The following is a 14152-nucleotide window of genomic DNA, read 5'->3' as shown; positions in this document are numbered from 1 at the left end:
AAATAGTGCTGAATTCGTAGCTAAAAAGCATTATCTTTGCACCAAATTTTGAAACCGCAATATGAGCAAATTAGTAATTGTAGGTACCGTTGCCTTTGACGCTATCGAAACCCCTTTTGGAAAAACTGATAAAATCTTGGGTGGTGCTGCAACCTTTATAGGCTTGGCTGCATCCCAATTTAATGTAGATGCCGCCATTGTTTCGGTTGTTGGGGGTGATTTTCCTAAAGAATATTTAGATTTATTAGCTAATAAAAACCTTGATATCTCTGGTGTTGAAATTGTAAAAGAGGGCAAAACCTTCTTTTGGAGTGGCAAATATCATAATGATATGAATACACGTGATACTCTGGCAACAGAGCTTAACGTCCTTGCCGATTTCAATCCGATAGTTCCAGAAGATTACAAAAAGGCAGACGTAGTGATGTTAGGCAATTTGCATCCTTTGGTCCAAATGAGTGTTTTGGAACAAATGAACAAAAAACCAAAAATGGTGATTCTAGACACTATGAATTTTTGGATGGATTGTGCTTTGGACGAATTAAAAGCAGTCATCAATAAAGTGGACGTGATCACTATCAACGATGAAGAAGCACGTCAGTTGACCGGAGAATATTCGCTTGTCGTGGCCGCTCAGAAAATCCATAAGATGGGTCCAAAATATGTGGTCATTAAAAAAGGAGAACATGGCGCTTTATTGTTCCATAACGAAAATGTCTTTTTTGCACCGGCCTTGCCTTTGAAAGAGGTATTTGATCCAACTGGTGCTGGCGATACCTTTGCTGGTGGATTTGCCGGATATCTGGCGAAAACAGAAGACTATTCGTTTGAGAATATGAAAACTGCTGTTATTTACGGCTCGACATTAGCATCATTCTGTGTTGAGAAATTTGGAACCGAACGCATGGAACAACTCCAAGATAGAGAAGTCTATCAACGATTGAATCAGTTTAAACAATTGACCAAATTTGAAATCATTTTAGAGTAACCAATAAGATTACAAAAAAACATATCATCAGAACTAAAAAAATAAAACAATTTAATATGGATTTTAATCAACATCTATTGGAAACCTATAAATTGAATTGACATAAACTAACGCGCTCTAAATGGAGCGCGTTTTTTAATAACCTTAGTTTGTAATAATCCTCAACTTATTAAGACTAAACCTCAGTAATTAATAGCGAATCTAAAATTGTAAAAACCCAATGAGTGATGCGATAAAACATGAGTGCGGAATTGCACTCATCAGACTTTTAAAACCTTTAGAATTTTATAAAGAAAAATACGGCAGTGCATTTTATGGTGTCAATAAAATGTATTTGATGATGGAAAAACAGCACAATCGGGGACAAGATGGGGCTGGCTTTGCAAGCATTAAACTCGATACCGCACCAGGGGAACGCTATATCAGTCGAGTACGCTCGATCGCCCAACAACCAATTCAGGATATTTTTGCCCAAATCAACGAGCGCATCAATAAAGAACTTACTGAGCATCCAGAATATGCAGACGATGTGGCCTTACAAAAAAAGAACATTCCTTATATAGGGGAAGTACTCTTGGGACACGTACGATATGGAACTTTTGGAAAAAACAGTGTAGAGAATGTCCATCCTTTCCTAAGACAAAATAATTGGATGCACAGAAACCTGATTGTAGCAGGGAATTTCAACATGACCAATGTTAATGAACTATTTGAAGGCTTGGTTAAAATAGGGCAACATCCAAAAGAAAAGGCGGACACTGTTACTATAATGGAGAAAATTGGTCATTTCTTGGATGATGCGGTTGCCAAAAAATACAAGCAATTGAAACGTGAGGGTTATAATAAAAACGAATGTTCACCATTGATTGCTGATCGACTCAACGTCGGTAAAATCCTGAAACGTTCTGCCAAGGACTGGGATGGGGGGTATGCAATAGCAGGACTTTTAGGACATGGAGACTCTTTTGTACTTCGTGATCCTGCTGGAATCAGACCGGCATACTATTATCAGGATGATGAAATTGTGGTGGTCGCTTCTGAACGTCCGGTCATACAAACCGTATTCGACGTCAATTTTGAGGATGTCAAAGAATTAACGCCTGGCCATGCAATTATCACAAAAAAATCAGGAGAAACGGCAATTAAGAAAATTCTTGAGCCAACTGAGCGCAAGGCTTGCTCCTTTGAACGTATTTATTTTTCACGAGGTAGTGATGCCGAAATTTATCAAGAACGAAAAAAACTAGGCAAACTGCTCATGCCAAAGGTTTTGGAAGCTATTGATTTCGACACAAAAAACACGGTGTTTTCATATATTCCAAATACGGCTGAAACCTCCTTTTTTGGTATGATTGAAACCGTAGAAGACCATCTCAACAAAAAGAAGACTGAAGCCATTCTTAATGGTAACGGTGAGCTTTCTGCAGAAAAGGTTACCCAAATATTATCAGAACGCCCTCGAATAGAGAAGATTGCTATTAAAGACGTCAAACTCAGGACGTTTATCACTGAGGATAGCAGTAGAGATGATTTAGTGGCCCACGTTTATGATGTCACCTATGGTGTCATAAAACCTACGGACAATCTGGTTATCATTGATGATAGTATTGTGCGTGGTACTACTTTAAAGAAGAGTATTATTAAAATGATGGATAGACTCCATCCAAAGAAGATAGTAGTGGTATCCTCCGCTCCTCAAATTCGTTATCCTGATTGTTATGGCATTGACATGGCAAAATTGGAAGACTTAATTGCTTTTAGAGCCATGCTTGAGCTGCTGAAAGAAAATGACAAATACCATCTTATAGAAGAAGTCTATAAAAAGTGTATAGAACAAGTACATTTGGAGGACAAAGAGGTTAGAAATTTTGTAAAAGAACTCTACAACCAATTTAGCGCAGAGCAAATTTCAGATAAGATTGGAGAGCTTATTTGTGATGATAGCGTCAAAACAGAAGTAAAAGCAATCTTTCAAACCATTGAAAACCTACATATAGCGTGTCCTAAAAATCTGGGAGATTGGTATTTTACGGGAAACTACCCTACAGCTGGAGGAAATCGTGTTGTCAATAGAGCCTTTATTAATTTTTATGAAGGAAATAACAAGCGCGCTTATTAAATTTAAAAGATGACATTTACCCACTTTGCCTAACAAAATGCCTGTTAATCGGATAATTTGGTAATTCATCTAAATTTTATATCAAGTTGTTGAAATTCAATATACTTTAGTATCACCATAACATAAGTAGGTTAAGTTCATGGTAGATTTGGGGCAAAAAAAGGTAAACTTCTGTTTACCTTTTTTTATGCCCCTTTTTTTGTAGGATATAAAGTTGATTGTTAACTTTATAGTAACGCTCAATCCAACAATCACTTTAATTGTTACACGCTCATTTAGGCTTTTTTTGTCGAAACCTATCATTCAGCCTAATTTATTCGTAGTTTATCTAATAAATTGAACTATTACATTTTAGTCCTCTTATATTTGTTCCACCATAACATAAGTAGGTTAAGTTTATGGTAGATTTGGGGCAAAAAAGGTGGACACTCGTCCACCTTTTTTCATGAATACCCGCGAATACGGGTATCTCAAAATTCAAATCCCAGCATGGTCTTTTTCAAAAATCTACAATTCCACATAAAAAAAGCGAACCTTTTCAGATTCGCTTAGATTGCTATAAAGTATTAAAAAACCTACAAGGTTTTAGAAACCTTGCAGGTTGATTTAACCTTTTCAGGGGTAGTTTTAAAGTTTATTTCGCTTCTGCGTAACGTCTTTCAACCTCATTCCAATTGATCACATTAAAAAATGCGTTGATATAATCAGGTCTTCTATTTTGATATTTCAAATAGTATGCATGCTCCCAAACATCCAATCCTAAAATTGGTGTTCCACCGCAACCAACTCCTGGCATCAATGGATTATCTTGGTTTGGTGTTGAGCAAACTTCTACTTTACCGCCTTTGTGCACACATAACCAAGCCCATCCAGAGCCAAACTGAGTTGCGGCAGCTTTACTGAACTCATCTTTAAAAGCATCAACTGAATCATAGGCTGCTTCAATAGCATCTTTTAGTTCTCCAGACAAACGACCTTTACCTTCTGGGTTCATTATTTCCCAAAACAGGGAATGGTTGTAAAAACCGCCACCATTATTTCTAACAGCTTTTTTGTCCATATCTAAGTTGATCAAGATATTTTCAATAGTTTTTCCTGCCAAATCAGTGCCTTCAATAGCAGCATTTAAGTTATTGGTATATCCCTGGTGATGTTTTGAATGATGTATTTCCATTGTTTTTGCATCGATATGAGGCTCTAAAGCATCATATGCATATTCTAATTTCGGTAATTCGAAAGCCATAGTGTTTTAATTTTTAAGTGTTAATATTTATTCAACCCAAATTTACGTATAAAAGCGTGCATTAAAAAATATTAAACGCTTCGTGTTTAAGTGTTAAGAAAAGTTTAACGTTGGCACATAAGTCAGTATGAAATGGGCTGGGCTGTGGAAAATTTCAAATTTCATCACATAAATCAGGTATAGTTTTTATCTTGTATAAAAAATCTAAATAATGGAAGTCAAACATCCTTTCCTGATCTATAATGCTTCGGCAGGTAGTGGAAAAACATTTACATTGGTAAAAGTATATTTAAAGATACTTTTTACTTCCCATCAGCAAAATGCATTTAAAAACATATTGGCTTTAACGTTTACAAATAAAGCCGTTGCTGAAATGAAAGAGCGTGTCGTAGAAATGCTTATCGTATTTTCAGATCCTAACATATTAGAAAATCCGACACCAATGTTCGAGATGTTATCCAACGAACTTAATATAGACCCTAAAACACTTCATGACAAATCAAAAGTAATCCTAAATACCATTGCCCACAATTATGCAGCGTTTGACATTTCTACAATTGATAAGTTCAATCATCGTCTCATAAGAACATTCGCTCATGATTTGAAACTGCCTCTCAATTTTGAGGTGGAATTGGACACCAAAACGATTCTGTCAAAAGCAGTAGATCAACTGATCGATAAAGCTGGAACTGAAAAGAAACTCACTAAAATACTTGTAGATTTTGCCATCGAAAAGGCCGATGACGACAAAAGTTGGGATGTGGCCTTCGATTTTAATCAAATTGCCCAATTGCTCATCAATGAAAATGACATTCCGTATTTTGAATCTTTAAAGGACAAATCAATTGATGATTTTAAAGCACTAAAAACACAGCTTCTAAGTCAAATTGTCTTATTAGAAACTGACATTATTCAAAACGCACAAAAGACATTAGATCTCATTGAGCATAATGGTTTGCTGTTTAACGATTTTTCAAGCAGTTATCTGCCTAAACATTTTTTAAAATTAGCTGAGAGCAACTTCGATGTCAATCTCAATCAGTTAAAATGGCAAATTGATTTATTAGACGGAAATCCACTTTACCCAAAACGTGTTGATGCCCATAAAATGGCAACTATAGACACGATTCAACCAACAATCGTCAAGTTTTTTGAACAGACTAAAGAAAGCATCATTCAATTTAAGTTTCTAAGGAATATTCTTAAAAATATTACGCCCTTATCTGTGTTAAATGCAATTTATAAAAGTCTTCAAGAGATAAAGACCGACGAAGATCTAGTACTTATTTCAGAATTCAATTCCCTCATCAGCACTGAAATAAAATCGCAGCCTACGCCATTTATCTATGAGCGTATAGGTGAAAAATACAGACATTATTTTATTGATGAATTTCAAGATACTTCCGAGAAACAATGGGAAAACCTAATCCCGTTAATTGATAATGCCATCTCAAGTCAAAACTTAAAAGGTGAAACAGGCTCTGCTATGTTGGTGGGCGATGCCAAACAGGCTATTTATAGATGGCGGGGCGGCAAAGCCGAGCAGTTTATAGATTTATATACGAAACGAGAGCAACCTTTTCAAATCGAACAGCATATTAAAAATTTACCTACGAACTATCGAAGTTTAGAGACCATTGTAGATTTCAACAACAATTTTTTTAAACACATCTCCACTTTTGCATTTTCTGACCCATCACATCGTGAAATTTATGAAGCCAGTCGCCAACATCGTCACTTGAAAGGTGAAGGTTTTATTGAGCTTTCGTTTCTGGAATTTGAATCTGAGGATAAAGATGAAACTTACGGCCGAAAAGTATTGGAAGCCATCCAAAAGGCGCAGGAGAACAACTTTGAATTGCGGGATATTTGCATTATTGCACGAAAATCAAAAGAAGGGATCGCACTTGCGGAGTATCTGAGCGTTAAAGGTGTTCCTATTATTTCCTCAGAATCATTACTGCTTAAAAATTCGCCTGAGGTACAATTTCTGACCAGCATCATTGCATTGGCTTCTCAACCTTATAACGACATGTTGAAAATTGAGACCTTGAGTTATTTGGCTGAACATCACATTCAATTGGAAGATAAGCACCGGTTTTTTCAAGGCCTTGTTCATTTAGATGCTTTTGAAATGTTCAAAGCACTGAACCAATTCGACCTGTTTTTCGATTTTAATCAATTTTTACAACTACCTTTTTATGAAGCTGTAGAAAGCGTGGTCAGGCAATTCAATTTAAACAAAACCTCCAACGCCTATATTCAGTTTTTTTTGGATGAAGTATTGGATTATTCGCAGAAACACAATGCCGGATTTTCTAATTTCACCTCTCATTGGGAAATCAAAAAGGAAAAACTCTCCATCACCTCGCCACAAGGCAACAACGCCGTTCAGATTATGACCATTCACAAATCTAAAGGCTTGGAGTTTCCTATCGTAATTTTCCCTTATGCCAATCAGGATATATATTTCGATATGTCACCTAAAATGTGGTTCCCAGTCAATCCGGAGGCATTCAATGGTTTTTCAAATGTATTCATCAATGTCAACAAAGATTTGGAGGATCTTGGAGAACTAGGACAAACTATGTATGCCGATTATAAGGCACAATTAGAATTGGATAGTATGAATCTCTTGTACGTTGTCCTCACGCGAGCAGTTGAACAGCTCTATATTGTATCAGAATACGTTGTCAATAAAGGAAATAAGGACAAGCCAACACTGTATTCAGAATTATTCATCAGCTATCTTAAATCCGCTGGAGTATGGAATGACTCTGAAAAGACCTACACTTTTGGGAGTTCGAATCGGATCCTTCCGGCAAAAAAAGTTGAACAATCAACTATCCAAGAACGCTTTATTTCTGTAGCCAAAGAAAATCATGATCTGCGCATTGTCACCAATGCCGGTTATTTATGGAATACTGAACAAGAAGCCGCCATTGAAAAAGGGAATTTAGTGCATTTGATCATGTCCAAGATTGAAACGGAAAACGATATCAATTTTGTTTTTGAGGAATTTGAAAGTAAAGGCGATCTCAATGCTCAACAAAGCTCTGAACTAAAACCAATTATAAATCACATCGTCCATCATGACCAATTGAAAGCTTATTTCTTGCCTGACCTTACCGTTTATAACGAAAGAGACATTCTTACATCCGGAGGATTCATTTCCAGACCTGACCGTATTGTGGTCAATACTAAAAGTGAAGCCGTTATTATTGATTATAAGACTGGTGCTGAACGTCCAACACATCAAAATCAAATTATGGAGTACCAAGTTATTCTCGAACAAATGGGTTTTAAGGTCCTGAAAAAAATACTTGTATACATAAATGAGGACATTCAAGTAAAAGAATTTTAACTTTGCATCAAATTCAATTATTATGTACGGCAAAATACAACAACACTTACAAAAAGAACTTGAAGACATTAAAGAAGCGGGGCTTTATAAAGAAGAACGCATTATCACTTCTCCTCAAGGCGCAGAAATTACCCTTAATACAGGCCAAACTGTTCTAAACTTTTGCGCCAATAATTATTTAGGGCTTTCCTCCCATCCTGACGTAGTCCAAGCTGCAAAAGACACTTTGGATAGTCATGGTTTTGGTATGTCTTCAGTACGATTTATTTGTGGCACTCAAGACATCCATAAAACATTGGAGCAAAAAATTGCTGAATTTTATGGCACAGAAGACACTATCCTATACGCGGCGGCCTTTGATGCCAATGGCGGCGTATTTGAACCACTATTGGGCGCAGAAGATGCCATTATATCTGACTCGTTAAATCATGCATCTATTATTGATGGAGTTCGTTTATGTAAGGCGGCACGTTATCGTTATCAAAATAACGATATGGAAGATCTCGAAAAGCAACTTATTGCAGCTAATGAAAATGGCGCGCGTTTTAAGGTCATTGTGACCGACGGCGTATTTTCTATGGATGGACTGGTAGCACCTTTGGACAAAATTTGTGATTTGGCTGATAAATATGATGCTATGGTCATGATTGACGAATGTCATGCCACTGGATTTATTGGAGAAACAGGACGTGGCACCTTAGAAGAAAAAGGGGTTATGGACCGAATAGATATCATTACTGGCACTTTAGGAAAAGCGATGGGTGGCGCTATGGGTGGTTATACTACAGGAAAAAAGGAAATCATTCAAATGCTACGTCAACGCTCAAGACCTTATCTGTTTTCAAATTCTCTTGCTCCAGCAATTGTTGGTGCTTCTATTAAGGTGTTTGAAATGCTTGCCAATGACACGACACTAAAAGATCAACTGACAAAAAATACCAAATACTTTAAAGAAGCATTGCAAAAAGCTGGTTTTGATATTATAGATGGTGATTCGGCAATAGTTCCGGTCATGCTTTACGACGCAAAATTATCTCAAAAAATGGCAGAAATGCTTCTTAAGGAAAACATCTATGTCATAGGCTTCTTTTTCCCAGTTGTACCAAAGGACCAGGCACGAATTAGGGTACAATTATCAGCGGCCCACACGAAAGAACATTTGGATAAAGCCATTGCCGCTTTCATTAAAGTCGGAAAAACATTGAATATTATTTAAAATAAGTCCAAACACGCCTATTTTAAGGCAATTATTCAATATTTTTATATATTTGTCTTTGTTAATAAAGTATAACAACTTACTTTTGCTCTTAATTAACACTTAAAAATTAAATTATTAGAATATGAAAAATCTTAGCAGATTATTTTTCGCTATGTTGCTTCTATTTAGCTTTAGCAACGCCAACGCACAAGACGCAAACAACCCTTGGGCAATTGGGGTTGGCGTAAACGCAGTTGACTTTTACCCAACGGGTGAAGACGGACAAGGTGGTATCTTTGATGAGTACTTCAATTTTGGTGACCACTACAACGTCTTACCTTCATTATCTTCAATTTCTGTTTCTAGATATTTATCAGACGGTTTTTCTTTAACTGCAGCTGGTACTATCAACGAAATCAGCAAAATAGGTGATGCATCAGCTGATGATTTATCTTACTATGCTTTAGATGGTACAGTTAAATATAGCTTTGCTAACCTAATTAATTCAAAAGTTATTGAGCCTTACCTAGGAGTAGGTGGTGGTTACACTTGGGTTGATGACATTGGAGCAGGTACTGTAAACGGAACTTTAGGTTTCAACTTATGGTTTTCTGAAAACATTGGTGTAACAGTTCAATCTGCTTACAAACATGCTTTTGAAGATTACTTAGCTACACATTTCCAACATACTGTTGGTTTAGCACTTAAATTTGGTGGAAAAGACACTGATGGTGATGGTATTTACGACAAGGATGATGCTTGTCCAGACGTTCCTGGTTTACCAGAGTTCAATGGTTGTCCTGATACTGATGGTGATGGCATCGAAGATTCAAAAGACGATTGTCCAGACGTTCCTGGTTTAGCTGAATTTAATGGCTGTCCTGATACTGATGGTGATGGTGTTCCAGATCATTTAGATGACTGTCCTGATGTTGCTGGATTGAAATCATTGAAAGGTTGTCCAGATGCTGATGGTGATGGTGTTCCAGATCATTTAGATGAGTGTCCTAACGAAGCTGGTCCTGCCGCTAACAAAGGATGTCCTTGGCCAGATAGAGATGGAGACGGTGTGTTAGACAAAGATGATAAATGTCCAGATGTTCCTGGTACTGTTGCAAACCACGGTTGTCCTGAGGTTAAGCCAAGTGCTGAAAAGATGAAACAGTTGAATGACTATGCTAGAACGATCTTATTTGATACTGGTAAAGCGACATTCAAAAAAGAATCTCAACAAACTTTAGAGGCTATGAACGCCATCTTCAAAGAATTCCCAGAAGCTACTTTTGCTCTTGAAGGATACACTGATAGTGTTGGATCTGAAAGATCAAACCAATTGTTGTCAGAAAGAAGAGCTAATGCGGTAAAAGATTGGTTAATTGCTAACGGCATTGACAAAGATCGTTTAACTGCAAAAGGTTTTGGTGAAGCTAATCCAATTGACACTAACAAAACTGCTGCTGGTAGAACTAACAACAGACGTGTAGAAGTAAAACTTACAAACTAAGTTTTAAAAACTATAAATATTAAAAAAAAACGCTCCGATATTCGGGGCGTTTTTTATTTTTATACCATGAGGAGTTTTTTAAAAGAAGTTATAGACGACATACAAACGAAAGGGTTGGATATTTCACAACTCACTTTTATTCTGCCAAGCAAGAGAGCGGGTACTTTTTTAAAGGATATTCTTTCTCATGCCGTCGAACAAACGATATTTGCGCCCGAGATTTTATCTATTGAAGAGTTTGTTGAAAGTCTTTCTGATCTTAGTTATGCCAGTAATACAGAACTTCTTTTTGAATTTTATCAAGTATACAAAAAGCTCACTCCAGAACCACAGCAAGAGACTTTTGATCAGTTTTCAAAATGGGGCCAACTCCTACTTCAGGATTTTAACGAAATAGACCGGTATCTGATAGATCCTGATCATATCTTCGATTATTTAAAATCCATTAAAGAAATCCACCATTGGTCTTTATCAGAAGAACAAACACCTTATACCAAAAATTATTTGGCATTCTGGAATCGACTTAAAACCTACTACAAAGCATTCCGAGATGCATTGATCCAAAATAAAAAAGGATATCAAGGTTTAGTCTATAGGGAAGCAGTAAATGGCATCGAACCTTATATAGGTTCCAACAAAGATAAAACACATATTTTTATCGGCTTCAATGCCTTAAACAAGGCCGAAGAACGCATTATCCAAGAGTTACTACAACAGGAACTGGCAAGTATCTATTGGGATACTGACGCAACCTTTATAAATAACCCAATACACGATGCAGGCCTATTTATCAGACAACATCTTAAACATTGGCCGTTTTTCAAAAAAAATGAGATGTCGTGGATCGGCGATATTTATCGCTCAGAAAAAAACATTCACACTATTGCCGTTCCAAAAAATATTGGTCAAGTAAAGTATATTGGAGAATTACTGGATACCTTACCTATGTCCGATTTAAAAAAAACCGCAGTTGTTTTAGGTGATGAAACCCTGTTAATGCCTTTGCTCAACTCCATTCCACAAAAAGTAGAAGCTATCAACATCACCATGGGGCTCCCACTTAAATCGGTACCATTGGCATCTTTATTTGATTTAGTATTCAAAATTCAGAAGAATCATAATAACACTCTCTATTATAAGGATGTGGTGGCTATTTTATCGCACTCGTTTATACAGTCTGTATTAACGCTTGAGGAGACTAATTATAGCAATCAGATCATAAATTATATTCAGAGCAACAATATTGTTACAATATCGGTTGAGAAGTTGAAAGCTCTTGCAGAGTCAAAGCACGAGGTTGTAAGCCTTCTATTCGAGTCGTGGCAGGATAGCTCTGAAAAAGCATTTAAAAACTGCTCACAACTTATCTTAACGCTAAAAGCACAGTTGGATTTAGAGAAATCAAAAAATCTCTTGGCACTCGAATATCTTTATAGATTTAATCAAATATTTAACGAGTTACAACACTATAATACTAAATACAACCTCATTAGCAACAGTACCACACTTTATTATCTCTACAAGGAGTTATTGAGTAGTGAAACTTTAGATTTTAAAGGTGAGCCTCTGCAGGGGCTTCAAATTATGGGGATGTTAGAGTCTCGCGTATTGGATTTTGAAACGGTCATCATATCGTCAGTTAATGAAGGTATTCTTCCGGCGGGAAAAAGCACCAATTCATTCATCCCTTTTGATGTGAAACTTGAAAACGGCCTCCCAACCTATAAAGAAAAAGATGCGGTTTACACTTATCACTTTTACAGACTGTTGCAGCGTGCAAAAAATGTGTATATCATCTACAATACAGAGCCTGATGTTTTAAATGGTGGTGAAAAAAGTCGATTTATTACACAACTCCAAATTGAAAACATCCACAATTTAAAACATAGCATCGTCGTTCCGAAAGTGGAAGTTGCACAAAAGCAGCCTAAAGCCATTCGAAAAACAGAAAGTGTTATCACACGATTACAGCAGATTGCCGGCAATGGATTCTCGCCATCGTCATTGACAAATTACGTTAGAAACCCGTTAGATTTCTATTATCAGAAAGTTTTGAAAATTCAGAGTTTTGAAGATGTTGAAGAGACCGTAGCCGCTAATACTCTAGGAAGTGTCATTCATCAAACCTTAGAAGATTTTTATACACCTTATAAAGGACAACTACTGACCAAAGCACACTTAAAGAGAATGAAAACGCTAATAAGCGCTAGTGTCACACAACACTTTAAGGAGTTTTATAGGGAGGGTGATATGACTAAAGGCAAGAATCTCATTATTCTAGAGGTTGCCAAACGTTATATCTCAAATTTCATTAATAAAGAAATCGAAACTTTGAAAGCTGGACATCAGATTAAGATTATCGATCTGGAAACCGAATTGGACATTCCATTGGACATCCCTGAATTGGATTTTAATGTTCGTTTAAAAGGTACTGTGGACAGAATTGATGAGTTTGACGGTACACTCAGAATAATTGATTACAAAACAGGAAAAGTTAACCAAGGACAAGTAGAAATTATAGATTGGGAAGACATCACCTTAGATTATAATAAGTATAGCAAAAGTTTTCAAGTTTTGGCCTATGCCTATATGCTTAATGGAACAGAGCGCATATCTCAGCCCATTGAAGCAGGTGTAATTTCTTTTAAGAATCTTCAAGGCGATTATTTTTTGAAGTTTGGAAAAAAGCCATCGTCAAGAAGTAGAGATAAAGACCAGAGCATCACAAAAGAAACCTTGGACGATTTTTATGAAGAACTTAAAAAACTGATTATAGAAATTTGCAATCCTGAAATCGATTTTACCGAAAAAGACGTGAGTTAATAAGAGCTTTAGAAAAAGTGTTATTTTTAAAAAGTATGGTAACAAAAAAAGCAACGCTTTCGCATTGCTTTTTTCTGTGGAGAAGGACGGGTTCGAACCGACGACCTCTTGACTGCCAGCCAAGCGCTCTAGCCAACTGAGCTACATCCCCAAATTATTTTTACGCCACTTCCTTCCTACGGAAGTTTAAAATATGTTTCGTCTTCTTTGACTAAGCCGCAAACTTAAAATATTTTTTTCTTTTTTAGCTTCTTTTCCTCTACTAAATTATCATCAAGATAGTATTATTCCCCAATCCACTCAAAATCATCTACACATTGTAAATAACCTTCTATATTTTTAACAATTCTATGGGAACCTTTATACTTATTAGATCTACTTTAAACACTAATTTTATCAAAAAAAATTAAAATGATCAGGAAAGCAACTTCGTCAGATATTGAATCAATTTTAATATTGACTAAAGCCTGTGCTAAGTTTATGATAAGCAAAGGCATCTTCCAATGGAACGAGCATTATCCAAATGCCGCAGCCTTTGAGAAAGATATCGAAAGGGATGAACTTTATGTATTGATCCATGACCATCAAATAGTTGGAACGATTGTGATTTCTTCTTTTATGGACGAAGAATACCAAGCTATCAAATGGCTGACCCCTAATGATAAAAATCTATATATACACCGATTGGCAGTACATCCCGAATTTCAAGGACGTGGTTTTGCTCAAAAACTAATGGATTTTGCCGAAAAATTTGGGCTTGACAATGGTTACGACTCCATCAGACTAGATACCTTTTCTCAAAACCATAGAAACCAAACCTTTTACGAACGTCGTGATTACACGCGTTTAGGCTCCATCTATTTTCCTAAGCAAAGCGAACATCCGTTTTACTGTTATGAGCGCCGCTTATGAA

At 36.4% G+C, this 14152-nt stretch carries 8 protein-coding genes and 1 tRNA gene; 7 read left to right on the top strand and 2 right to left on the bottom strand.

The features are described 5' to 3' along the window. The first annotated feature begins 61 nt into the window (after window positions 1-61). Window positions 62-988 carry a PfkB family carbohydrate kinase gene (locus J4051_RS01475; RefSeq protein ID WP_208231856.1) on the top strand — a complete coding sequence of 309 codons (927 nt, stop codon included), beginning with the start codon at window positions 62-64 and terminating at the stop codon, window positions 986-988. Window positions 989-1208: 220 nt separating this feature from the next. Next, complete coding sequence (locus J4051_RS01470) at window positions 1209-3107, top strand: amidophosphoribosyltransferase (protein ID WP_208231854.1); 1899 nt, start codon at window positions 1209-1211, stop codon at window positions 3105-3107. Window positions 3108-3741: 634 nt separating this feature from the next. On the opposite strand, the gene J4051_RS01465 is transcribed toward J4051_RS01470, so the two are convergent. After that, window positions 3742-4350 carry a superoxide dismutase gene (locus J4051_RS01465; RefSeq protein ID WP_208231852.1) on the bottom strand — a complete coding sequence of 203 codons (609 nt, stop codon included), beginning with the start codon at window positions 4348-4350 and terminating at the stop codon, window positions 3742-3744. Between the two features lie 211 nt (window positions 4351-4561). Here J4051_RS01465 and J4051_RS01460 point away from each other — a divergent pair, with 211 nt between their 5' ends. The 4 genes from J4051_RS01460 to J4051_RS01445 all read left to right on the top strand — a co-directional run bounded on the left by J4051_RS01460 (window position 4562) and on the right by J4051_RS01445 (window position 13239). Further along, window positions 4562-7714 (top strand): UvrD-helicase domain-containing protein, encoded by a 3153-nt coding sequence (locus J4051_RS01460; RefSeq protein ID WP_208231850.1) that lies wholly within the window; start codon window positions 4562-4564, stop codon window positions 7712-7714. Between the two features lie 22 nt (window positions 7715-7736). After that, complete coding sequence (gene kbl / locus J4051_RS01455) at window positions 7737-8930, top strand: glycine C-acetyltransferase (RefSeq protein ID WP_208231848.1); 1194 nt, start codon at window positions 7737-7739, stop codon at window positions 8928-8930. 124 nt (window positions 8931-9054) lie between these two features. Next, window positions 9055-10416, top strand: coding sequence for an OmpA family protein (locus J4051_RS01450; protein ID WP_208231846.1), 1362 nt, complete (start codon window positions 9055-9057; stop codon window positions 10414-10416). A 66-nt stretch (window positions 10417-10482) separates the two neighbouring features. Then, window positions 10483-13239, top strand: a complete 2757-nt coding sequence (locus J4051_RS01445; RefSeq protein ID WP_208231844.1) for a PD-(D/E)XK nuclease family protein — start codon at window positions 10483-10485, stop codon at window positions 13237-13239. Between the two features lie 77 nt (window positions 13240-13316). On the opposite strand, the gene J4051_RS01440 is transcribed toward J4051_RS01445, so the two are convergent. Beyond that, window positions 13317-13390: transfer RNA gene (locus tag J4051_RS01440), tRNA-Ala, on the bottom strand. A gap of 260 nt (window positions 13391-13650) precedes the next feature. On the opposite strand from J4051_RS01440, the gene J4051_RS01435 reads away from it, so the two are divergent. Next, window positions 13651-14151, top strand: coding sequence for a GNAT family N-acetyltransferase (locus J4051_RS01435; RefSeq protein ID WP_208231842.1), 501 nt, complete (start codon window positions 13651-13653; stop codon window positions 14149-14151). The last annotated feature ends 1 nt before the right edge of the window (window position 14152 follow it).

Origin of the sequence: Gelidibacter pelagius, from assembly GCF_017581925.1 — a bacterium.
Taxonomy (GTDB): Bacteria; Bacteroidota; Bacteroidia; order Flavobacteriales; family Flavobacteriaceae; genus Gelidibacter; species Gelidibacter pelagius.
The sequence above is the reverse complement of the archived record's forward strand: the minus strand, read 5'-3'. Positions and strand labels throughout refer to the sequence as shown.